This is a genomic window from Sporosarcina sp. P17b (genome assembly GCF_002743115.1).
In the GTDB taxonomy this organism is placed as follows: domain Bacteria; phylum Bacillota; class Bacilli; order Bacillales_A; family Planococcaceae; genus Sporosarcina; species Sporosarcina ureae_C.
The window spans coordinates 228,313-251,856 of sequence record NZ_PDYP01000005.1 but is presented as its reverse complement, the minus strand read 5'-3'; the positions used below and the strand labels follow the sequence as shown (position 1 = coordinate 251,856).

The 23,544-nt window shown below is 40.3% G+C and carries 25 protein-coding genes; 21 read left to right on the top strand and 4 right to left on the bottom strand.

Annotation, left to right across the window (positions count from 1 at the left end):
- Nucleotides 1-131 precede the first annotated feature (131 nt).
- Both CSV76_RS08540 and CSV76_RS08535 read left to right on the top strand, forming a co-directional pair.
- Nucleotides 132-590, top strand: coding sequence for an OsmC family protein (locus tag CSV76_RS08540; protein WP_099625277.1), 459 nt, complete (start codon nt 132-134; stop codon nt 588-590).
- Between the two features lie 203 nt (nt 591-793).
- The gene (locus tag CSV76_RS08535) at nt 794-2,020 is read left to right on the top strand and encodes an AI-2E family transporter (RefSeq protein WP_085426278.1); all 1,227 of its coding nucleotides are present in this window, start codon (nt 794-796) and stop codon (nt 2,018-2,020) included.
- A 75-nt stretch (nt 2,021-2,095) separates the two neighbouring features.
- Here CSV76_RS08535 and CSV76_RS08530 read toward each other — a convergent pair whose 3' ends face one another.
- Nucleotides 2,096-3,808 carry an ABC transporter ATP-binding protein gene (locus CSV76_RS08530; RefSeq protein ID WP_085426277.1) on the bottom strand — a complete coding sequence of 571 codons (1,713 nt, stop codon included), beginning with the start codon at nt 3,806-3,808 and terminating at the stop codon, nt 2,096-2,098.
- A 311-nt stretch (nt 3,809-4,119) separates the two neighbouring features.
- Here CSV76_RS08530 and CSV76_RS08525 point away from each other — a divergent pair, with 311 nt between their 5' ends.
- A complete protein-coding gene (locus tag CSV76_RS08525; RefSeq protein WP_099625276.1) occupies nt 4,120-5,073 on the top strand; it encodes a calcium/sodium antiporter in 954 nt (317 codons plus the stop codon).
- Between the two features lie 215 nt (nt 5,074-5,288).
- Complete coding sequence (adhP, locus tag CSV76_RS08520) at nt 5,289-6,302, top strand: alcohol dehydrogenase AdhP (RefSeq protein WP_085428950.1); 1,014 nt, start codon at nt 5,289-5,291, stop codon at nt 6,300-6,302.
- A 147-nt stretch (nt 6,303-6,449) separates the two neighbouring features.
- Here adhP and CSV76_RS08515 read toward each other — a convergent pair whose 3' ends face one another.
- A complete protein-coding gene (locus CSV76_RS08515; RefSeq protein ID WP_085426275.1) occupies nt 6,450-6,695 on the bottom strand; it encodes a hexameric tyrosine-coordinated heme protein in 246 nt (81 codons plus the stop codon).
- A 275-nt stretch (nt 6,696-6,970) separates the two neighbouring features.
- Between CSV76_RS08515 and CSV76_RS08510 the strand changes: the two genes are divergently transcribed.
- From CSV76_RS08510 to CSV76_RS17285, 5 genes are all read left to right on the top strand, one after another.
- The gene (locus CSV76_RS08510) at nt 6,971-9,133 is read left to right on the top strand and encodes a M28 family peptidase (protein ID WP_099625275.1); all 2,163 of its coding nucleotides are present in this window, start codon (nt 6,971-6,973) and stop codon (nt 9,131-9,133) included.
- A gap of 237 nt (nt 9,134-9,370) precedes the next feature.
- On the top strand, nt 9,371-9,700 hold the full coding sequence (gene csaA / locus CSV76_RS08505) for a chaperone CsaA (RefSeq protein WP_099625274.1): 330 nt from the start codon (nt 9,371-9,373) through the stop codon (nt 9,698-9,700).
- A gap of 92 nt (nt 9,701-9,792) precedes the next feature.
- A complete protein-coding gene (locus CSV76_RS08500) occupies nt 9,793-10,350 on the top strand; it encodes a hypothetical protein (protein ID WP_233204438.1) in 558 nt (185 codons plus the stop codon).
- Between the two features lie 83 nt (nt 10,351-10,433).
- Complete coding sequence (locus CSV76_RS08495; protein ID WP_099625273.1) at nt 10,434-10,712, top strand: GIY-YIG nuclease family protein; 279 nt, start codon at nt 10,434-10,436, stop codon at nt 10,710-10,712.
- Nucleotides 10,713-11,118: 406 nt separating this feature from the next.
- On the top strand, nt 11,119-11,268 hold the full coding sequence (locus tag CSV76_RS17285; RefSeq protein WP_157129913.1) for a hypothetical protein: 150 nt from the start codon (nt 11,119-11,121) through the stop codon (nt 11,266-11,268).
- A 168-nt stretch (nt 11,269-11,436) separates the two neighbouring features.
- On the opposite strand, the gene CSV76_RS08485 is transcribed toward CSV76_RS17285, so the two are convergent.
- Together CSV76_RS08485 and CSV76_RS08480 are read right to left on the bottom strand one after the other, a co-directional pair.
- The gene (locus CSV76_RS08485) at nt 11,437-12,108 is read right to left on the bottom strand and encodes a response regulator transcription factor (protein WP_099625324.1); all 672 of its coding nucleotides are present in this window, start codon (nt 12,106-12,108) and stop codon (nt 11,437-11,439) included.
- An 18-nt stretch (nt 12,109-12,126) separates the two neighbouring features.
- Entirely contained in the window at nt 12,127-13,485 is a 1,359-nt protein-coding gene (locus tag CSV76_RS08480) for a sensor histidine kinase (RefSeq protein WP_099625271.1), read from the bottom strand.
- 219 nt (nt 13,486-13,704) lie between these two features.
- On the opposite strand from CSV76_RS08480, the gene CSV76_RS08475 reads away from it, so the two are divergent.
- From CSV76_RS08475 to CSV76_RS08420, 12 genes are all read left to right on the top strand, one after another.
- On the top strand, nt 13,705-14,262 hold the full coding sequence (locus CSV76_RS08475; RefSeq protein WP_085426270.1) for a YdhK family protein: 558 nt from the start codon (nt 13,705-13,707) through the stop codon (nt 14,260-14,262).
- A gap of 54 nt (nt 14,263-14,316) precedes the next feature.
- Nucleotides 14,317-14,844: a CueP family metal-binding protein gene (locus tag CSV76_RS08470; RefSeq protein ID WP_085426269.1), complete on the top strand. Its 528-nt coding sequence runs from the start codon at nt 14,317-14,319 to the stop codon at nt 14,842-14,844.
- Nucleotides 14,845-15,097: 253 nt separating this feature from the next.
- A complete protein-coding gene (locus CSV76_RS08465) occupies nt 15,098-15,490 on the top strand; it encodes a disulfide bond formation protein DsbD (RefSeq protein WP_085426268.1) in 393 nt (130 codons plus the stop codon).
- Between the two features lie 11 nt (nt 15,491-15,501).
- A complete protein-coding gene (locus tag CSV76_RS08460; RefSeq protein ID WP_085426267.1) occupies nt 15,502-15,789 on the top strand; it encodes a hypothetical protein in 288 nt (95 codons plus the stop codon).
- A gap of 231 nt (nt 15,790-16,020) precedes the next feature.
- On the top strand, nt 16,021-16,476 hold the full coding sequence (locus tag CSV76_RS08455) for a hypothetical protein (RefSeq protein ID WP_085426266.1): 456 nt from the start codon (nt 16,021-16,023) through the stop codon (nt 16,474-16,476).
- 167 nt (nt 16,477-16,643) lie between these two features.
- Complete coding sequence (locus tag CSV76_RS08450) at nt 16,644-17,228, top strand: GNAT family N-acetyltransferase (RefSeq protein ID WP_099625270.1); 585 nt, start codon at nt 16,644-16,646, stop codon at nt 17,226-17,228.
- Nucleotides 17,229-17,587: 359 nt separating this feature from the next.
- Nucleotides 17,588-18,508: an urea transporter gene (locus tag CSV76_RS08445; RefSeq protein ID WP_099625269.1), complete on the top strand. Its 921-nt coding sequence runs from the start codon at nt 17,588-17,590 to the stop codon at nt 18,506-18,508.
- Between the two features lie 107 nt (nt 18,509-18,615).
- Complete coding sequence (locus CSV76_RS08440) at nt 18,616-20,196, top strand: ABC transporter substrate-binding protein (RefSeq protein WP_099625268.1); 1,581 nt, start codon at nt 18,616-18,618, stop codon at nt 20,194-20,196.
- Nucleotides 20,186-21,154 (top strand): ABC transporter permease, encoded by a 969-nt coding sequence (locus CSV76_RS08435; protein ID WP_099625267.1) that lies wholly within the window; start codon nt 20,186-20,188, stop codon nt 21,152-21,154. Before CSV76_RS08440 ends, CSV76_RS08435 begins: the two co-directional genes overlap by 11 nt.
- A complete protein-coding gene (locus CSV76_RS08430) occupies nt 21,155-21,967 on the top strand; it encodes an ABC transporter permease (RefSeq protein ID WP_099625266.1) in 813 nt (270 codons plus the stop codon).
- Nucleotides 21,960-22,709, top strand: coding sequence for an ATP-binding cassette domain-containing protein (locus tag CSV76_RS08425; RefSeq protein WP_099625265.1), 750 nt, complete (start codon nt 21,960-21,962; stop codon nt 22,707-22,709). Before CSV76_RS08430 ends, CSV76_RS08425 begins: the two co-directional genes overlap by 8 nt.
- A gap of 15 nt (nt 22,710-22,724) precedes the next feature.
- The gene (locus CSV76_RS08420) at nt 22,725-23,489 is read left to right on the top strand and encodes an ABC transporter ATP-binding protein (protein ID WP_099625264.1); all 765 of its coding nucleotides are present in this window, start codon (nt 22,725-22,727) and stop codon (nt 23,487-23,489) included.
- Nucleotides 23,490-23,544: the final 55 nt, after the last annotated feature.

The following is a 23,544-nucleotide window of genomic DNA, read 5'->3' as shown; positions in this document are numbered from 1 at the left end:
AGAAGCAGAAACACCTGTTTTTTCTACAGGTGTTTTTCTATGCAAAAGAATTCTAAATACTCTATTACGTTTTATAATCTTATATGCTACAATACATATTATATTACTAAGGATTAAAGGGAGATGGGTATATGTCGACGAAAAACAGTACATTAGTAAAGATTGCCGCAACAGCGAAGTGGGATCAAGGCGTTCGCTCCACACATAGCATTCGTAATTTCGAAGCGTTTCCGATGGATGAACCAGTAGAATTGGGCGGAACGGATACCGGCGCCAATCCACTCGAATTTATCGCAGCTGCACTGAATGGTTGTAAAGCGGTCATGATCCCTCTAATTGCGACAGAACAGAACTTCACATTCAGAGCAATTGATTTTGATACAACAGGAATTGTAGATGCGCGTGGCTTGATGGGAGAAGAAGGTGTGAAAACACATTTCCAAAAAGTACGCTTTGTTTGTGAAATCACCACGAATGAATCACAAGAAGCGATCGATCAATTGAAAGCTGAAGTAGAGAGAAGATGTCCAGTGTATAATTTATTTGCGGATGCGGGAATTTCGCTTGAGTCTAAATGGATTAAGAAATAATTATTCAACGTTTGTACCAGATGTATGGGTGCAGACGTTTTTTATTTGTGCATTCGTTTGCCTATTAGCAAACAAAATTTAGTTTTGTTTGCTAATAGGCAAACAACTATTATGAAAGATAGTATTACTAACTGCTTTTCTCTTAACGTTGTATACTATACATACAGCATGTCACATCTAGAAAAAGGAATGGGGTACAGCCAATGGATCAGGAGAGAGCTAAGTTAAAAGGCATGGCGACATGGTTCCGCAAATGGTTTTTAGATAATAAAGTCGTTGCGATTTTATTGATTACTTTATTGCTACTAGCGAATTTATTACTCTTTTCAAAGATTACCTACCTTCTACATCCCGTAAAAGAGTTTTTCAGTGTGATTGGATTGCCAGTAATAATGGCGGGGATTTTATTTTATCTACTGAATCCGTTAATTGATTGGCTTGAAAGAAAAAAAGTTCCACGTATCGGTGGAATCGTTACCGTCTTTCTAGTGATTATCGGCTTGGTCGTATGGGGGATTATTATTCTGATTCCGATCATACGTGAACAGACAATTAGTTTGATTGAAAACTGGCCGACTTATTGGAATCGATTAATCGAACAGATAGATCATTTATTAAATAGCACGATATTTTCGCAGTTGCAAACACAATTGGCCGATGTCAATGCCAATGTCATCAAGTCCATTTCGGAGCAAGCGAACCAAGTGATGGATTCCACATTCTCAGGAATCGGTAGCGTAGTGGGGACTGTTACAAATTTAGTCATCGCTTTAGTGACGATGCCGATTTTATTATTCTTTTTATTGAAGGATGGACGCAGTTTACCGTATCACGTTATGAAATTACTTCCGACGAAGACTCGGATACCGATGTATAATTTACTGAAAGAAATCAATACGCAAATCAGCCAGTATATTCGTGGCCAATTGCTTGTAGCTTTCTTTGTAGGATTAATATTTTGGATTGGATTCGCGATTATCGGTCTCGAATATGCGGTGTTATTAGCCATTGTGGCGGGATTATTGAATTTGGTTCCGTATTTAGGTTCATTTATGGCGATGATCCCGATTGTCATTGTCGCGATTGTTGCATCACCGTTCATGCTCGTCAAAGTACTCATTGTTTTCGCTATTGAACAATTATTAGAAGGTCGTTTGATTCAGCCTTTAATTTTAGGCAGTAACTTAAAAATCCACCCCGTGACGATTATTATCGTCCTACTGACTGCGGGTAAACTATTCGGAGTACCTGGAGTTATTCTTGGAATACCTGCTTATGCAGTACTGAAAGTAATATTCCAGCATATTTTCGCGTGGTACCAAGACTATTCGGGCTTATATACCGTTGCGTACAATCCGGCACCTGAACCGAGCGCGCCGATTGCGAAGAAGCGGAAGAAAGTCCGATCATTCAGGAAGAAAAAGAAATAAAAAAATACCTGTGCGTTAAACGTTTGTGAGGATCAAACCATCACGAACGTTGTGCACAGGTATTTTCATGTTCAGTTAGACTTGGTTCGCTTGATGTAATTGAGCGAATGTCCCGTTTTGCTCGAGTAAACTTTGATACGTACCTTGCTCTTCAATGCCGTCTTCCGTCATGACGATGACTTGATCGGCATTGCGGATCGTCGTCAAACGATGTGCAATGATGAGTGTCGTGCGATTTACTGCCAATTCTTCGAGCGATTGTTGAATGATGCGTTCAGTCTCCGTATCCAGTGCGGAAGTCGCTTCATCCAAAATAAGAATGGGTGGATTTTTTAAGAACATGCGGGCGATTGCCAGCCGTTGTTTTTGACCGCCTGACAGTTTCAATCCGCGTTCACCGATCTGTGTTTCATAACCGTTCGGCATACTGCTGATCAAGTCGGTAAGATGGGCTTTTTCTGCCGCTTCATACACTTCTTCGTCCGTCGCGTGCAATTTACCGTACGCAATATTATCACGAATCGTTCCAGTAAACAAAAACACATCTTGTTGGACGATGCCGATTTGATCTCGTAATGATTTTTGCGTCATATTGCGAATGTCCATTCCATCAATGGAAATCGAGCCTTCATTGACTTCATAGAAACGAGGAATTAGTGAACAAATCGTCGTCTTTCCTGCACCGGACGGACCGACGAACGCAACGGTTTGTCCTGCCTGAATCGTTAAATCGATATTGCGTAAGACAGGACGCTGTTCATCGTATCCGAATGTTACATTAGAAAGAGTAATATCACCGTGTAAATGAGCAACTTCAACAGCGTCCTTCGCGTCTTTAATTTCAGGCTCTTGATTGATCAAGTCACGAAAACGACTGAATCCTGCCATGCCTTTTGGATATAACTCAAGCAACGCACTGATTTTATCGATCGGTTTGATCAAAATATTACTGAATAAAATAAAGCTGACGAGTTCACCGTACGTTAACTTATCATTGACCGTGAACCACGCACCGACGATCAGAATGACGAGAGTTACGAGACGTGTAAGCATGTACATCGAAGACGTCGCCCACGCCATGACTTTATACGCTTTTAGTTTAGCTAAGCGGAAATAGTCATTGTCTTGTTGGAAACGGCGCAATTCGAAGTCTTCATTCGTAAAAGATTTCACGACGCGTGATCCTGAAACCGAATCTTCTACTCGACCATTGACATCTGCAATATTTTGGTACATTTTATGCCACGCTGCATTCATCCGTTTATTTGAGAAAGCCACAACGACCGCGAGTAGCGGAACCATGACGATCGCAATTAACGCGAGTTCGGGATTGATTGAATACATTAAGCCGAAAGCGCCAAGAATAGTCATGATCGCAATGAATGCATCTTCAGGTCCGTGATGGGCGAGTTCGCCGATATCGAACAAATCGGTCGTGATGCGCGTCATAATATGGCCGGTCTTCGTATTGTCAAAAAAACGGAATGATTGCTTCTGTACATGTTCGAACAATTCGCGGCGCATATCTGTTTCGATATTGATGCCGAGCTTATGCCCTAAATAGCTGACGATATAATGAAGAAACGTACTGACTAGATAAACAAGTAATAATAAAAAGCTGATGGTGACAATTTTATTCCAATCACCGGACGGTAGGAGTCCGTCGATAAACCACTGAACGGCGAGAGGAAATGCGAGTTCAAGAAGTGCTACGAAAATCGCACTGAAAAAATCGATCAAAAACAAGCGACGATGTGGCTTATAATAAGCGAAGAATTGTGTAATCATGTAGTAATTCCTTTCGTTTGATGTATTCCTAGTATAAGAGAACGTTCTGAAAAAAGCATCTAATTGAGAATGAAATAGGTGAAATACGATGAAAAACACATCTAATTGAGAATAAACACTCTAATATTTGTGAACATACATGTTGTTTGTAGTATGCAAAAGTGTTTACAACGTGAGATAATAAGGAATGATTAAAAAAGATGATGGATCAAGAAAGCTGGATGCTATGAAAACGCAGAAACTTCACGGTTTCAAGCGATGTTCATACTACTAATGAGAAAGTTCTTTCCATTAAAGGAGGCAACAACTAGATGACGTATGTTTTACTACTAATTGGTTTTGCATTATTAATAAAAGGAGCCGACTATTTTGTCGATGGTTCTTCTAATATTGCTAGACTACTGAAAATCCCGCCTATTTTGATCGGTTTGACGATTGTTGCTCTTGGTACGAGCTCTCCAGAAGCGACGGTCAGTATTATCGCGGCGCTCGGCGGAAACGCGGACGTCGCAGTCGGTAACGTAGTCGGAAGTAATATTTTCAATATCACCATCGTAATCGGAGTGGCAGCTTTTCTGTTTCCGCTGAAGGTACAAAGTGAGACGATCAAGAAAGAAATTCCATTTACATTGCTCGCAAGTATCGTCATGTTGGTGTTGATGAGTGATATCGCACTACAAGGTTTCAGCAGTAATGTGCTCACGCGCAGCGATGGTATTATTTTCTTAATATTTCTTTCGATCTTTATGTATTACGTGATTGAACTCGGCCTCCGTAGCCGACAAAATGCCACATTGACCCAAGTAACGGAAAATGTGAAGTCGGGCAAGAATATACTCATCACGCTCGTCGGACTGGCAGCGATTATATTCGGCGGTGATCTAGTCGTGGATAACGCAACGAAAATCGCGTATTCCCTCGGGATGAGTGAAACGCTGGTCGGTCTGACGATTATCGCCATCGGAACATCATTACCTGAATTGGTAACGTCGATTTCGGCCGCGTTGAAAAAAGAGAGTGAAATTGCGCTCGGGAACATTGTCGGGAGTAATATTTTCAATATCCTGTTCGTCCTTGGTGCGTCTTCCGCCATCACACCGATCGCGGTGAACGATAAAGTCTTTATCGACGTCATCATCATGATCGCACTGACTCTGGTCTTACTCGTATTCGCGAGAACCGGCTTTAAAATCGGCAAACGAGAAGGCTTAATGCTCGCCGCAGCCTACGTCATTTACTTGGTGTATGTTATTTTACGTAATTAAATGATGTAATGAAATTCAGTTCGCAACAAAAAGAGTTCCTGCCAATTGGCATAGGAACTCTTTTATTTTATGTAGCAGTGAAAATATTTCTGAACCTCTATCATAATCATCCCTGTACTCTCGTATACATGGACGGTACGAGAAAAGGGAGGAATTAATTCATGAAACCAGCAATCCAAAACAACAAGGCACAACAGACAAAACAACAGACGTCGATGAAAGCGGCAATCGTAAAAGAATTTCAAACAAAACTACAAATCGAGGACACGGCAAAGCCTGTACCAGGTCCGGGTCAAGCTTTAGTAAAATTGGAAGCATGTGGTGTTTGTCATACAGACTTGCATGCGATAAACGGAGACTGGCCCGTTAAACCGAAACTACCTCTCATTCCCGGACACGAAGGCGTCGGTATTGTCGAAGCGATCGGTCCGAATGTTACTGCGGTAAAAATAGGGGATCGTGTAGGGATTCCTTGGCTGTATTCGGCATGTGGAGAATGTGATTATTGTCTACAAGGAAAAGAAACTCTTTGCCACAAGCAGGAGAACGGCGGCTATTCAGTTGATGGCGGATATGCGGAATATTGCTTGGCGGCGGCAGAGTATGTAGCCAAAATTCCTGAGAATCTTAGCTCAGTTGAAGCAGCTCCTATTCTTTGTGCGGGTGTGACAACGTATAAAGCATTGAAAGTATCGGGTGCGAAGCCAGGGGACTGGGTTGCGATTTACGGTATTGGTGGCCTAGGTCATGTCGCGTTGCAATACGCAAAGGCGATGGGCTTTAACGTAGTCGCAGTCGATATTGCGGATGAGAAACTAGAACTTGCGAAGAATCTAGGCGCTGATATCGCAATAAATGGACGGAAAGAAGATCCTGCTGAAGCGATCCAACAACAAGTAGGCGGAGTACAAGCAGCGATCAGTGTAGCGGTTTCCAAAGTACCATTTGAGCAGGCATACCGTTCCATTAAACGTGGCGGAACATTAGTAGCAGTCGGACTACCGCACGAGGAACTGCCTATTCCCATTTTCAACACAGTATTAAATGGCGTAACGGTAAAAGGATCGATCGTCGGCACACGCATCGACATGAAAGAAGCACTTGATTTCGCTGCGCGCGGAAAAGTAAAAGCCCAGATCGAAACAGCGCCTCTTTCTGAAGTGAATGAAGTGTTGGATAAAATGGAGGCAGGGAAGATCAACGGACGTATTGTTTTAACGTTTGATTAAGAAAAGTGATGTACTGAATAGACTAATGAAAAAACAAACTACTCTCCGGTTCAATTGGAGAGTAGTTTGTTGTGCGTTCTTCACCTGTAGCAAAGCCTTAAAAAACAATGGAGAAAGCCTTTTCACTAACACAGAGTTTTATTCATTTTAATATAAAGGCATCCACGTCCGCCAATAATTATTGGCCGCAGCTACCGTTTGAAAATGAATAGCAATGACTTGGGAAGCGGCCGTTAAACTATCCGCGTCTCGTGAATACGTCGGACGCAATACTTTTCTAATCTCTTCTGAAGGTTGTGTTACTTCCACCCCTTTTTGCGCGAGTTTAACAGCGAGCGCAAAGCCTTCATCCGGATTGGCTGTGATCAGCGTTTGGAATGTTTGGTTTGCCATGAAGTTCACTCCCTTTGTCTAGTTAATCCTTCTATATATATGCAGCGAAACTGGGTATGTGCTCAAACACAAAAGCAGTTTCAAATAGTATAGAATTCAGTCAATAGTAAAATTTCCAATGTAATAGACAAGTAGAATAGGAAGAAGCATTACTTTTTGAAATAAATAAAAACCGATGATTTTTTATCAATAATTTATAAATTTTGTATTGCCAAATATGAATCTATGTCGTTTAATTGATTAGTTGTTAAAAAAAATCTAAAGGACTGTGATATATGAAAAAGATCGTAAGTGGCATGGCTCTATCCATGCTCGTTGCAGCGTCACTCGTTGCGTGTACACCAAAAGAAGATACTTCGAAGACGAAAGACGAGCCAGTAGAAGACGTAAAGACCGTTCCGCTTTCAGGTGAGAAAGACAAGTACTTATCTGTAGTTGACGTAGAATACGCTTTTGATTTCGCTAAAGGATTGGAAGAATTTAAAACGAATGAAAAACTCGGCTATCGTACGGCTGGATCGGAAGCGGAACATAAGACGGGCGAGAAAATAGAAAAAGAAATGAAGGAAATAGGGCTTACTGAAGTAACAAAAGACGCATTTAAAGTAGATAGTTGGGAGTTTGAGAAAGCAGATCTAACCTTTACAGACGCCGACGGGAAAGAACATCTCGCTGTTCTTGGCGGTTACCAAGTGAACTTTAATACAGATGGTGTGAAAGAACTTGAAGTCGTCTATGCAGGAAAAGGGACGGCTGCTGACTTAGAAGGCTTGGATATTGAAGGGAAGCTTGTGTTAATCGACATTAACCAGCGTGAAGAATGGTGGATTAATTATCCTACCTATCAAGCGCATGTAAAAGGAGCAGCTGCGGTAATTGCAGTACAAGAAGCTGGCTATGCTGAAGTAGATCCCGATGCATTGAATGCCCAAGATATTTGTGGACCGGACGATGCACCAGCATTTTCGATGTCTCAAACAGATGCAGGTAGTCTGAAAAAGGCACTTGAAGCAAGCGAAGCAGATGCATTTACTGTAAAGTTCGATGCGAAATCGACTGTCAAAATGGACGGTGAAGCGTATAATTATTATGGAAAGATTGTAGGGAAAGATCCTGAATCGTATATTCTATTATCTGGACACTATGATTCGTATTTCGCTGGATTCCAAGATGATAATGCAGCAATCGGCTTGATGATGGGGATTGCCAAAGGGATGATCGACAGTGGCAATCAGCCGGAGAAGACCATTATTTTCAATGCGATCGCAGCGGAAGAATGGGGAGTTTCGAACACCCGCTATGATTGGTCAACAGGCGCTTATAATCAAATCTTCAAGATTCATCCGGAATGGGTCGGGAAAACATTTGCCAATATGAACTTCGAGCTTCCGGCATTTGAACATACGACACAAGATGAAATCCGTTCCGTGTATGAATTGAATAATTATTTGACAGAGTTTACAAAACAAGTACCTCCACTACCGGATGTATACAAAGACGGCATTTCCGTCGTTTCGCCACTACGTACATGGTCGGATGATTTTTCATTCGGAATTGCGGGTGTGCCGGCACTTCGGAATGATTTCCAAGATAGTGAATTCATGCATTCCCATTATCACTCTCAATTTGATAGCGAAGAGGCATTTAATGCAGAAGCATTGAAATTCCACTTGAATCTCTATGGCTTGTTAACGATGCATTACGATAAAACAGCGATCGTACCACTCGACTTCACGACACGTTTGCTTGCTATGAAAGAATTGATGGATACAGATGTATTTGATCAAGCAGAAGTCGCGTCAAATAGTTTGACTAATGAAATCGATCAAGCGTTATCCGCAGCGGAAGAGGTCAACGTGAAAGTCGCAAAAGTGAATGAAGAATACGCAACCGCACTTAAAAAAGAAGATGCGGACACTGCGAAAAAATTGTATGAAGAAAGCCGTGAGTTGAACAGTGGGTTACTCGCTGCATTCAAATATGCAGAAGATCAATTTGTAAGATTAACATGGGAAGACGAACCGATTTTCCCTCATGAACATGCCCAAAATAACGTCAATCATTTGAGTGCTTCCATAGAGGCACTACAAAAAGGTGATGTCGCAACACCTTTGGACGAGAACTTGTCCGCAATCGATAATAACTGGTACGCCTACGCTTTTGATAAAGAAGTATTTACCTACTTCACGGATTACGTGATCAAAGCACCAAAAGAACAACTGATGTGGGGCGCTGGACGAATTGTCGATCACGAAGACCTATTCGATACGATCCAATCGTTGAAAGCGAAAAAAGACCAGGACAAGCCAGACGTGTCAGAAGAAATCGCGACATTAACTGACGCTCTAGATCGCCAGAAAGCGTTATTGCAGAAAACCGTAACAGAGCAAACAGCAAGTGTGAAAAAACTTGGTGAGCTGTTAACAGAATTAAAATAAGGTGAAATCAGCATCGCATTCAGCGGTGCTTTTTTTATTGTAAAAGGATTTTCATAGTAATACAGGTGCAAAACTACTAGAATTAGTTTATATTGAAAATTCAATAAGTTTTTGAATTTCAATAGTCATAAGGAGGGGAAGTGTGAGGATTTTAAAAACTAGCGCTACGCTTACGACTTTGTGACATTAAAAAGCAGCATAATCTCAGAACTAAAATAAACATATGAGGTGATAGTGATGGCTACAATCGAGGACTTTTTAAAATTAGATATTCGTGTGGGCACAGTGTTGAAAGCAGAGCCATTCCCAGAAGCGCGAAAGCCTGCAATTAAGTTAGAAATCGATTTTGGGGAAGTAGGCATTAAATATTCTTCAGCCCAAATTACGCAAAGATATGAACCAGAACAGCTAGTAGGAAATCAAGTAGTGGCCATAGTCAACTTTCCCCCGAGACGAATCGCGGGATTCAAGTCCGAAGTCTTAGTAATCGGCGGCGTCCCTGGTGAAGATGACGTAGTACTGTTACAACCTGAACAACCCGTTAAAAACGGTACGCCGGTTGCTTAAAGTTTTCAAAAACAGATTATAGATGAAGAAAATAAGCTTATTTGGCAAACTCTTTTGATAAAGAAGATTGAAGAATAGGAGGTGCCTAGAATTTGAAATCTATAAAGTTCTGTTTCGTTATGCTTGTTCTCATTCTGCTGTCGGGCTGCAGCGGTATAGCGAAATATGATCATGATGACCCAGCCGCCATCGTAAATGGACAGGAGATCACGGTCGGAGATTTACGGTTCTTTTTCCCGGATAAAACAGCATTGAATTATTTGGACGGAGCCATACGGGTAGAATTGGTGAAACAGGAAGTAAAGAAAATGGACCTCGATATTTCTGGACATCTCGAAACAGATGATGACGTGTTTGCGGTATTACCACCTGAAGGTACAGAAGATCCAAATGGCAAGCAAATACGGGAATTTGCTGAATCACAAGCAAAAAAGTTTGATATGGATCCAAAGGAATTTCAACGAGAATATACTAGAAGATTAAACGAACAAAACGCCTACATGCTTACGTATTTGGAAGAAAAAATAGGACCGTATCATTTTGATAACGATAATGATGATGGGATAACAGATTACAATGAAGAATCAAATCAGTTATTAGAGGAACTGGCTGAACAGAATAAAGAGGGAATTGAAGTGCTGATAAAATAGTTGAATGAATAATCTAGGTTATAATATTGAGTAATTGAATTATATATTTGTAGAATAGCTATCTAGTTTTGGAGTGTTAATTCATGAAAATCATTTACAAGATTACTTATCCAAACAACAAAATTTATATTGGTAAAGATTTTACAGATACTATTAATTATTTTGGAAGTGCAAACAGTAAACTAATTGAAAAAGACTTTACAAGGGAAGAACGAAGAGATTTTACAATACGAAAAGAAATATTATGGGAGTCTGAAACTGCTACAGATAAAGAGGTTAATTTAAAAGAAGTAGAGTGTATAAGGAAATATAATTCTAATGATCCGGAAATTGGTTATAATCAATGGCCAAAATTTAAATAGTACTATAAGCGAGTTAATCCCTTATACGTCAAAGGTTGCATTTCTTTAAGAAGGATTGCCCCCACCGCTTTAATAGAGACAAATCATGGAGCTAAAAGTCATTGGAGGAACAGAAGAAATGGATATATGGTTTATAATTAAAGAGCGTTTTGCATTCTTATCAATTTTTCTTATTATAATTTTACTGAGTGTTTTCCTGTTAGTAGCTATTCGGAAAAACCGTACGAACATACCGAAAAGTTTAACTGTAAGTATCACTATAATTTCTATAATTTTTATCGTAGTATCTGTGACTGCAATGATATTCATCATTGCATTTGGCTATAACTCTTGAAGTAAACTTATTTAAGCTAATAAGCGCGATAGTAGAACACAATAGCACCAAATTCTAAAGGGGGGAAGTTATTTGGGAAGAATTTTAGTTGCCATGATAGTAACGATCTTGGGTGGTGTTTTTGGAAGTTTCTTAGAACCGCCAGTCTTTGCAAATTCCATTCCTCTTGCAATAATGGGAGGTTTTATTTTAGCCGAGATTCAGCGTAATAATAATAAATAACCAGCTAAGATCAAGTACTAATTAGAACTATAAGTGAATATTTTCGAATTTTAAAAGAGTCCCATTCAAATGAGAATTGGACTCTTTTCGTTTAGTACACGTATTATACTAGCACTCTCGTCTTAAAAAGGGATCTCTACGGAAAATCGAATCGTCCCTGGCGCTACTTCATCTCCATTTGTACCCGATTCCCCAAACCGTCACTAGAATATCGTCAATCGGAAAACCAGACTTTCTTAACTTGTCACGCAAATTTCGAATATGGGAATCAACCGTCCGAACTTCTGTATAGGTGTCATATTCCCAAGCGACTTGAAGCAAGTCTTCCCGAGTAAACGTCCGATTCGGCCTCGTCATCATAGCTTCTATAATATAGAACTCTTTTAATGTAAGACGAACTTCCTGCGTGTCATATAGGATGGAATAAGACTCCAAGTCCAACGTAAATAAACCTTCCTCGATTGTCTTTGGTTCGTCATCGGGAATACGCCGCAAAGCAACGCGCACTCTCGCTGTCAGTTCACCTTCGTCAAACGGTTTCGTAATATAATCATCTGCGCCTTGGTCGAGTCCTTTGACGACATCTGATTTGTCGGAACGAGCAGTCAATAAAATGACGGGTACATCCGATACTTCCCTGATCCTACGGCAAACTTCCCAACCGTCCATGCCCGGCATCATAACATCTAACAACACGAGGTGTACATTCTCTTTATTGAATAGTTCAAGAGCTGTTTGACCATCTGTTGCTTGTAAACATCGATAACCATGTGGTGCTAAGAATAGCTCAAGTAAATCGAGCATGCGTTGCTCATCGTCAATCAATAATAGTGTCTTCATATCCGTCATCATCTCCAGTCATAGTCGTACCGTAAAGATACTTCCTTTATCCAATTCACTTTGCACCTCGATCGTCCCACCATGTGCTTCTGTTAACTCCTTCACAGTCGCTAAGCCTAAACCAGCACCGCCAAACGAACGAGAACGTGATTTCTCCACACGGTATAACTTTTCAAAAATTTGTTGTTGATCTTCAATCGCAATCCCACATCCACCGTCTTCTACTTGAAGGACCGCATGCTTTTTCTCTTGAAAAGCACGAACGATTACCGTACTGCCACTTTGAGAATAGTGAAGAGCATTGTCCAATAAATTGAGAATGATTTGTTCTAACCGCATGCGATCTGCGAATAAAGAGAAGTCTCGGACTGGTTCAACGAGAAGCGTTATTCCTTTCATATCAAATGCAGGTTGGACGAGTTGAACGGTATCCTTGATGAATTGTTCTGCAGAGAATTCGGATTTCTTCACAGTGAAAGTCATTTCATCCATTTGAGCTAAATCCATCAAGTTTTTCACAAGCGTTTTTAAACGCTCGGCTTCTTCTTCGATAATCGATAAATAGTTAAATCGTTCCGTATCATTCAATTCTGTACGTTGTGCTACTTTGGCATAGCCAATCAAGTACGTTAAAGGTGTTCCCATTTCATGAGAAACAGACGCCAAAAACTCATGTCGTTCGCGTTTGACACGACTTAAGTCATTCGATAATTTACGGATCGACGCAGCCAATTCCCCAAGTTCATCATTCGATAACTTAGGCAAGTCAACATCGTAGAACCCTTCGCTAATCTGTTCGGTCGCTTCTTTCATTCGAATCAGTGGACGTGTCAACCATTTGGAGAGTAATAAATACACGACAAACAGCACGACAATACTTCCTCCACCCGCCAGTATAAAATGAATATTGAGTTGATTCACAAGCTGACGTATGGGAATAGTGCTTTGAAGCATAACGAGAGTTCCTGAGTTATCGCCGACTTTATATGGATGGACACTGACAAGGTAAGGAGACTCGTTCCAATCAACAGGTAAAATGCTGTCTTCAGTCGGTTTCTCTTCTTGGATTTTCTTCAAATATGGAGCGAGAACTTCTTCGTTTTTCAATGAGTGCTGTACGCTATTCCCTGAATCATCAAGAATAACAACATCTCGTTCGCCACCGCTTTCCATTAGAATGATATGATGCAAAGTTGTTTCGGTATAATTATCTTCTAAAACATTTCGATGGTTACTACCCGTTTTCAATAGTCGATCCAATTCTTCATCAACCCGGGCGTGTGTGATGGTCTGATGTAAATAGATCATCAACAATGTGTCCATAATCAGAAATGAAATAATAAATGCTGACGCTAACTTGGTGGAGATTTTTTTCATGGCACGCGCTCCTTTTCTCTCTATTGAGCAGTATAAGGTAAACGTGTCGAAAATGTATGCAGAAAGCACGAATGATGTACCATAATTCAAATGCTTGTACCGAAATAGTTTATTGTACTATTTTTCGCAATTAAGGAGTTTCTAAGGAGTTTAGGAATATAGCGTTACTCTGAATTAAAAGTGGCTATACTACTAGTAAAGTAAAAGGAGTGAAGACATATGAAAAAACAAATACTATCAGTCAGCGCAGCTTTCGCCCTTGTGCTTGCAGGATGTGGAGCTTTGACAACGAAAGAAGAACCTGTTAAAAATGAAGAAACGTCCCCAGGTGAAATGGAAGGGATGGACCATTCAAGTGATGGAAGTATTCCTGAAGGTATAATGAAAGCCGAAAACCCGACATATCTTGTTGGATCCGAAGCAATTATTGAAACAGATCATATGGAAGGAATGAAAGGAGCCACTGCAACAATTGTAGGCGCATTTGATACGACTGCTTATTCCATCAACTACACACCGACGGATGGTGGCGAGAAAGTGATGGATCATAAATGGGTCGTCCATGAAGAAATTGAAGATCCGGCACCTGCCCCTCTTGAAAAAGGAACTGAAGTGACTGTCCTTGCCGATCATATGGAAGGGATGGAGGGAGCGAAATCAGAAATTGAATCTGCGGAGCAAACGACTGTCTATATGATTGATTATGAATCCACAACGGATGGAGAAGAAGTTAAGAATCATAAATGGGTTGTTGAAGATGAGCTATCCGAACAATAATCATTACATGAATCGGTATAGTTTTGCTAAAAATAGGGATAGGTAGTGAAAATAATGAAAATGAAACTGATTGCCGTGTTGCTATTGATTACTGCTTTATCAGTAGGTTGCAGCAATGAAAAAGCGAATACTGAAATACAAGAACCAGAAGTAGATATTAAAGAGTTAGTAAACGACTACACCGTGAGAAATGCCGTAGCTGCATCCGCATCGATTACATCGTCTGAACTGATTGTCACAGATGATGATAAAAACGTTACGACATACGATCTTCCTGAAGATGAATTTTTCGTATCCATTGCACCATTTGTCGACAGTACGCATCCTTGCGATATTCATAGTCTTACAGGCTGTCAAGGTGAACTCGTTGAAGAAGATTTTGAAGTGCATATAGAAGACTCGGAAGGCAATGTCATTCTTGATGAAATCAAAACAACCGAAACGAATGGATTTATTGATTTCTGGCTTCCCCGTGATGATACATTTACTGTAACGATTAAACAAGACAACAAAGAAACCGTCTCTGAAATTACTACGTTTGACGGGGACAATACTTGTATTACAACGATGCAATTGCAGTAAAGTAAGAGCTGTGCTTTTCATTTAACCATTTAAAGAACAAACTAAATATCCATTTAGCATCGCATATTGCGGTGCTTTTTTATATGGTAAAAAAGTTTTCGCAGTAATGATCATGTTATTCTACTAGAAATAGTTTGTATAGAATATTCTATTATTTGCAAGAAATTCCTCAAGAAGTGAAACTTAAGCCAAGGTCTATTCGTATTTAAAAGAAGATATACTAGAATAATCAGAACCTAGGTAGGTGAAGAAAATGAGCAAAAGGATAAGTAGTGTAATTGGCTGGATTTTACTTATAGTAATAGGTGTTTCTTGGATTTCATTCGGCTATTCAAGTTGGTTCTTATTGCTAGTCCCATTATCGTATATTAGCTTTACAATTAGCGACGGCAGCATTCAAAAGTTAAGAAAGCTGTCTATATCTCAAGTTGTTTTAATTTTATTTGCGCTGGCGGTATCAGTCGCTATTGTATTCGGTTTAATTCAGTTGGCAAATTACGTTATTAATGATCAACTACATCTGACAGGAACAATTAAGACATTTAGTCAGATTGTTGCGATTCTGATTGCGTTGTATCCTATTAAGTTTTTATTTGGTAGCCTCGTGTACAAAGTCTACAAAAATTCGAATTCGACTAATCACTAGGAGGTATGTATGTGGAATTGACAAAAGAAGTTTCAAATACTAGAAAACCGTATTTTCTTAGCTTACTCCTCACCAGTAGTCTGTCTGTTGTTACATATGTAATGATCCGATTTGTCACATTCCAATACTTTGATAGCTTTTGGACAAATTGGGTACTATTTGTATCCTTTACTATCATTGCGTTCATGGTCTGGCACAGAATAGATCCACTTCGGGGCGACGGGACACGGAATAAATGGATCACACGAGCAGTAGGCATTGCGGTTTTTCTAGTTCTTGCTTTTGTAATTGGCTTCTAGTATTTGTGAGATACCGTCTTGGAAAATGAAGGAGTTTGATAAAAAATGTCTAAAAATTTAATTTTGTTAACTGCTGGAATTTTATTTGGTTGGATCATAATTAGTATTTTCACAAAAAATTTTGACTGAGATTTCTTACTCATACTATTGCTAGGCGTTATCATGGGGTATGGGGTTGGTTATAAAGAGAAAAAAGAATAGCACTTTTTATTGCCTATAAGGAGGGGTAAAGTGGATGAATCAAAATGGAATATAGAAGAAGTGAAACGTCTTAAGAAAAAGCAATTGGTAGAATTCAATATAGGGATGCTCGTGATATTCGTTCTGTCCCTTCTTTATATAAAAGCGGCATGGCCACTTTCTACTGTCTTTGCATTAATTTGCGTGCTATTATGGTTTTTCTCTGTACACGCACTTTATATCCTCCTAACAGAAAAAACAACGGGCACCAAAACAAATCAACTTGTTCAGGCTTTTGATAGAGATCATTGGGGAAAGAAGCGCTGGAAGAGAAAAAAGATAACTGAGGTCATCATTCTTAGCGTCGTAAGCATTATGTTCACCGTATTTGTCTTTACAGTAGACACTGGCTCCGAAATGCTACAATTTTATAATCTCTTACCATTTATCGGAGCTTGGATCGGTTCTAATCTAGGGAATATCGTTAGAATTAGTAATTTGGACTAAGTAAATTAGTGTTGTATAAATTCTTGAAATTATAAGCAACTTGCAGAATAATAAAGTAAGTGACCGATGATGTTTTAGTGGAAAGAGATGCAATTCTTTAAAAAGAATTTGCATCTTTTTTACTAACATAGCCAATATGTGATACTACTAAATCTGGAGGATATGTGATGAAAGAAATTTTATTGCCGGGTGTTCACGTTACACTAAGGCCGATGAAAAAAGATGATGTGGAAGCCCTTTATAGTGTAGCGCAAGACGACCGGATCTGGACGTACATGACGAATCCCATGAAAACTCGACTGGATATGGAGAAATACATTCAAGCAGCTCTCCGTACAAAAGATCTTGGAAGCGAGTATCCTTTCGTAATTATTCATAATGAATCGGGCAAAATCATTGGTTCAACTAGATTGATGGATATAGTTTTGTCGCATAAGCGTTTAGAAATCGGAAACACGTGGTTGCATCCTGAGTTTTGGCAGACTTCCGTTAATACGGAGTGCAAGTATTTGCTGTTCACTTATTGTTTTGAGGAATTACAATTGAATCGTGTCCAACTGAAAACCGATCATGAGAATATTCGTTCCCAACAAGCAATTGAGCGGATTGGAGCTGTAAAAGAAGGTGTTCTTCGCAATCATATGATACGAGTAGACGGTACAATTCGTCACACTGTGATGTTTAGTGTGACCAAGGAACAGTGGGCAAGTATGAAAGGAAGTATAGAAGACAAGATAAATTATATAAAGTGAATAGTTTAGGGGCGCAAAACGAGAATAATCCTCCCCTGCAATCAAAGTATTTTTGTGTCCGCAATCCTGCATTAGATCAAGCAAAGACGTTTTGAATTTCTAGCCGCTGACAATCATTGAACTCATCTGTAACATACCTTCATTCTTTAATTCGTGAAAAAGGATAATTCATTTATAAAATGAAAGTGAATCGGACATAGTGTGTTTACATGTATTAATGATCAAAAACAAATTGATTTACTTTTATGAAATAATCATTGGATGTTTTGATGAGTAAATCTCACTATGTTCATTCACAAGAAAATGTGATTGATGCTCTCCGGTAGTTACTATATCATACACTGTTGGGAGGGCAATCGATGAAAAAAGAGGAATTCATTAATTTACTAAAGGCTTCCATTAAAGGGATATCACAAATCATATTTATAGAAAATACAATAAGCGGCCTTCTAATTTTATTGGCTATTACCATCACTTCGTTACCACTTGGAATCATAGTGTTTTTGTCTGCTGTGATCGGTACATTGGTTGCAACAGTTGGCGGTGCGGACAAAACGTTGGTTAGTAAAGGATTGATGGGATATAATTCTGTGTTAACTGGTTTGGCGTTACAATCGTTTTTGACGGGTCCGAGTGCGTGGGTTGTCGCATTGATCGGCGCTGCAGTAGCTGCGATTTTCACTGCGACCTTGATGCATTTCATTGGCCACATAGGTATTCCGGTTTTAACGTTACCGTTCATCTTAGTCACTTGGTTTGTACTGCTGGAATCGTATAAATTCAAAAGCATTACATTGAGTGATGAATTAGTACCTCAAAGTTTAGCCAATTGGGAATTGCATATAGCAGGTGAAATTAATTTGCTTGATGTGATTTTCAATGGAATCGGCCAAATCTTTTTCATTATTGAAACGATCCCTAGTATTTTACTGTTTCTTGCGGTTTTTTGGGCCAGCAGAAAATTCGGTATTTATGCGATCATCGGCAATGCGGTCGCTTTCTTCACAGCACTTGCATTAGGCGGGGAGCATACGCAGATCGTGCTAGGTTTATATGGTTATAATGCTATTTTAACTATTCTCGCGGTATCTGCTGTGTTTAACACGAAAGAAAATCGCTATGCCCCTATTACCGGCGTGCTTGCTGCCTGTATCACAGTGCCGCTGAGTGCAAGTGTCAGCATTTGGTTATTACCGTACGGGCTTCCTGCGTTAACGATGCCATTTGTACTGAGCACTTGGTTAATTTTAGGTGCTAGAAAAATCATGCCCAATTTATAATTACGTGATTTGAACTAGCATAAAGCTTTATACGAGACAAACTAGCCCCGAAGTAGAATAATAGGTAAGTTAGTAAGTACACGCAATAATTTAAACAGGAGGTTTTTATGCTTAAGAGGAATAAAAACATGCTGATCGTGCTACTAGTACTTATAGTAGCGATCGCAGGATGCAACAAAAAAGAAGAGGTTAAAGAAGCAGATACAGCGAAAGAAAATCGACTTGTATATGCATCAGAAGAAGAATTCGAAGGGTTGAATCCGATTTTGGAGGAAACAAATTTAGACGCTTTATTATTTCGCGGTTTAATGCAATTTGATGAAAATAATAAAGTCATTACGGATATCGCCGATTCATTCGACATGTCCGAAGATCAACTCTCGTATACTTTCACATTAAAAGAAGGCATTACATTCCATGACGGTGAAGAGCTTACAGCGGATGATGTGGTGTTCACGATTGAAAGTATTATGGATGATCAAACGGCCTCGTTCTTGAAATCCGATTTTGAAGAAGTGGATTCCATTAAGAAAGTGGATGACTACAAAGTGGAAATCAAGTTAAAACAACCATTCACCCCTTTATTGGATAAATTAACGGTACCTATTCTCCCGGCACATGCATTTGAAGGTGTCGATATGAGAACAGCAGACTTTAATAGCCATCCAATTGGGGCAGGACCATATATGTTCGATAAATGGGATCGTGGCAACGCGTTAACATTACAAGCGTATAGCGACTTTTTCGGAACGAAGCCTTCCATTGAAAAAGTAATATTCAAGTTCATTCCAGATAGCAACGTACGTGCACTTCAATTAAAGTCGGGCGAAGTGGATGTTGCTTTGCTAGATCCTGTGCAAGTAGAAAATCTGGAAAAAGAAAAGAATTTAACGATTTACGATATAGAATCTGCGGATTACCGTGGCGTATTGTTTAATATGAATGTAGATCTTTGGAAAGATGTCAATGTACGTAAGGCGTTCAGTTATGCGACTGACCGCGAACAAATCGTCAAAGGAATCTTAAAAGGACATGGCTCCGTCGCCTATTCACCACTACAGAACCATGAATTCAATAATGATCAAGTGGAAAAGTACACGTACGACGTAGATCAGGCGAAATCATTACTGGAAGAATCAGGATGGAAAGTAGAGAAAGATGGTTTCCGTTATAAAGATGGAGAAAAACTAACCTTTACGATTACTACACCTGCCAGTGATTCCGTTCGTGTGAACATGGCGAATTATATTGCGGAAGGATTCACTGAAATAGGTGCAGATGTACAAGTCGCTGCACTTGATTGGAGCGCCATTACGATTGAAGACACGGAAGCGTTCATGGTTGGTTGGGGAAGTCCGTATGACGCGGATCACCACACGCACATCTTATTCCATTCGGATGAATCCAGCGTAACGAGCTCAGGGTATAACTATGGTAGTTATTCGAATGAAAAGGTAGATGAACTGCTTGCGAAAGGACGTACAACAACAGATCCAGAAGAACGTAAACAGATCTATATGCAGTTCCAAGAAGAACTTGCGAACGATCCAGCATTTGACTTTATTGCGTATGAAAATGCTGTCTATGGGATCAATAAAAATCTCAGTGGCGTGAAAGAACGAATTTTGGGTCATCACGGATCCGGTTTCCTCTGGAATGTGGAGGAGTGGAAGTGGAATGACCGCTAAGTGGGTAGGGAAGCGCATGGCGATGGGGATAATTGTCCTCCTCATCGTGAGCTTCCTTTCTTTTTTTATTATGCAAGCCGCCCCAGGTGATCCCGCTGCCGCTTTTTATGGTGGCAATGCACAGACGCTCACAACAGCTGAAAAAGAGCGAATTACCCATGCATTCGCATTGGATCAACCGGTTGCTTATCAGTATGTAGCGTGGCTAGGAGAGACCGTAAAAGGGAATTTTGGTACTTCGTATAAAGAAGGTAGGCCAGTTTCTACTATTTTGATGGAAAGACTACCAAATACTTTACTGTTATTTTGTGTAACGATGTTTTTCATTATAGCCGGCTCTATCTGGCTCGGTACAGTAGCAGGGATGAAGGAAGGTTCTATTTGGGATAGAGGACTTTCCACATTCAGTATTGCGACGTCGTCCATCCCTGCTTTTTGGCTGGGGATTTTATTCATCTACTTCTTTTCAGTGAGTTTAGGTATACTTCCTTCTTCTGGTTCGAGTGATGTAAGTGGAGATGGCGGGTTGAGCGATACGATTCGTCACCTAATCATGCCTGCAAGTGTAATGATTTTAACGCATGTCGGAATCTATGCGCGTTTTCTCCAGGAAGGCATTAAGAAAGAAAATCGACAATACTATGTGAAAGTGGCACGCGCAAATGGTGTTAAAGAAGCAATCATTCGTAGGGGAATCATGCGTAACGCTGCGATTCCATACTTAAATTATATCGCTATCACCATCCCGTCGTTCTTTGGTGGTTCCATCATCGTTGAATCACTTTTCGGTTGGTCTGGACTGGGGCACCTGACCGTGAAAGCAGTCGTCACAAAAGATTTCCCCTTATTAATGGGAAGCGTTATGATTACGGGCGTCATCGTTGTCATTAGTTTATTTATATTGGATTTAGTCATGTACGCTATGGATCCGAAGTTGCGAAAAGGAGGCGTCCGGTAAATGAAGTCACGGAAAGCACTCTGGTTTTGGTACAGCTTACTTGGATTGATTGTCTTTTTGACAGTCTTTTCGAGTGTACTCGCCCCGTTCGGATCCAATGAAATGAATATGGATGAAGTGTATAGCGCCCCGAGTGGTGATCACTGGTTAGGTACGGATCATTTGGGTCGTGATGTGTTTACTCGCTTACTTGAAGGTGGGAGAGTCACGCTAGCGGTTGCCGGCGGTTCGGTTATTTTATCGTTGATCATCGGAATTGTGTACGGTGGGATTAGTGGCTATTTTGGCGGTGTAATTGATACTGTGATGATGCGCTTGTTAGAAGCATTGATCACAATTCCTTCACTTGTCATTATTTTGGCGTTTCAAGTGTTTATGCAAGGCGGCATGTGGGGCATGGCGCTCATCATCGGATTGACGGGCTGGCTTGTTACAGCGAGAATTGTACGTTCAGAATTCATTCGACTAAAAGAAGCGGAGTTTGTGAAAATGGCTACTATGTTTGGGACGCCTGTATGGAAAATACTGTGGGGCCATTTACTACGCAATAGCGTACCTGCTATTTTCGTCATTACGCTCTTCAACTTCGCAGCAGCTATTTTTACGGAAGTATCGCTCAGTTTTCTAGGAATCGGTATTCCTCCTGCGATTCCATCCTGGGGCAATATGTTATATTACGCGCAAAATGATATTTTAATTGGCGCTTGGTGGATCGCATTGTTTCCGGGAATTATGATTTTCTTGACCATTCTTTCAATCAATTTTATCGGAGAGGCATGGAAAGACCCAGAGCGGAGGCGAGTGAATGATTAGTGTTAGCGATCTATCTATACAAATAAATGATCAACCAATTATAGACCGTGTAGAATTTACGATTCCGCGTGGTAAAATCACTTCATTAATCGGTGAGAGTGGTAGTGGGAAGAGTATGACAGTTTCTGCCATGCTAGGACTGTTGCCAGCGAATGCGAAGGTAAGTGGGAATGTCTTGTATGACGGTCGAAATTTACTGAGTGAGCCGGCTCAGGTAATGGAACGCATACGAAAGAAAGATATTTTCACTATTTTTCAGGACGCAGCAAACAGTTTTAATCCGTCTGTCAAAATGGGAAATCAACTGTATGCATTTTCTGGTGGTCGTGTAGGCGATTCAAAAGATGTATATGTTACGAAAATGCATGTAATTCTAGAAAGTTTAGGACTCTCTTTAGATATTGTCGAACAATACCCATTTGAATTATCGGGGGGCATGTTACAAAGATGCATGATTGCCTGCGCGTTTTATGTGGAACCTGCGTTACTCATAGCGGACGAACCTACTTCTGCACTCGATATGGTGCTGCAGAAAGAATTCATTGAATTAGTGACTAATTTAAATGAAGAACGTGGGACGACTATTCTTCTCATTACACATGACCTCGACATAGTCGCTGAAGCAGCCCATGCGATGGCCGTAATGCAGCGAGGACAAGTAGTGGAAACAGGGACGGTAGAAGCTGTTTTCGCGCAACCTGTTCATGCGTATACGAAGCGATTGCTTGCGAGTCGTTTTTAGAGGAGTGGATGATCGATGTTAGAATTAGTGAACGTGTCGAAGAGCTATCGCCATAGAGTTGAGACGAAGAAAGCGTTGGACAGTGTTCATTTGTCTGTGAATACAGGTGAGATTGTAGGACTCGTTGGGGAGAGTGGGAGTGGAAAAAGTACGCTTGCGCGTGTCGTGATGCAGCTCGAATCAATAGAATCCGGCTCAATTTTATTCAATGGTCAAACCGTTACCCGTAAAAACAGAAAATCATTTTACGAAGCCAGTCAATTAATTTTTCAAAATGCAAGTGCTGCGTTGAACCCTTCGTGGACAGTCCGTGAAATATTGCTCGAACCTCTTCGTACGATGAAGGGTGATCGTGAAGCACATATTCGGCACATGCTCACGCGAGTAAAACTATCAGAATCACATTTACAACGTTACCCATCAGAATTAAGTGGCGGTGAACGTCAACGTGTCAACTTGCTTCGATCACTATTAGTTGAACCGAAGTTATTGATTTGTGATGAAATTGTATCGAACTTGGATCGGTTAATTCAAAAAGAAATCATTGATTTACTTCTAGAACTAAACCGTGAAATGAGAATGACAATATTATTTATCGCGCACGACCTACAAGCCGTTATGTATATGTGTAATCGCGTGTATGTGATGAAAGATGGGGAAATCATAGACGAGAGTACGAAAACAAATGGAGAATTCCACTTTTCGCATTCGTATTCCAAGCAGTTATTTGACTCCGTGTTAGGTAGTCGGATAAAAGCTCAAATAAACGAAAGCCTCTGACGAATTGGTTGGGGGCTTTTTTGTTGATGTTAGACCCGTGTTTCGGCTAAGAATG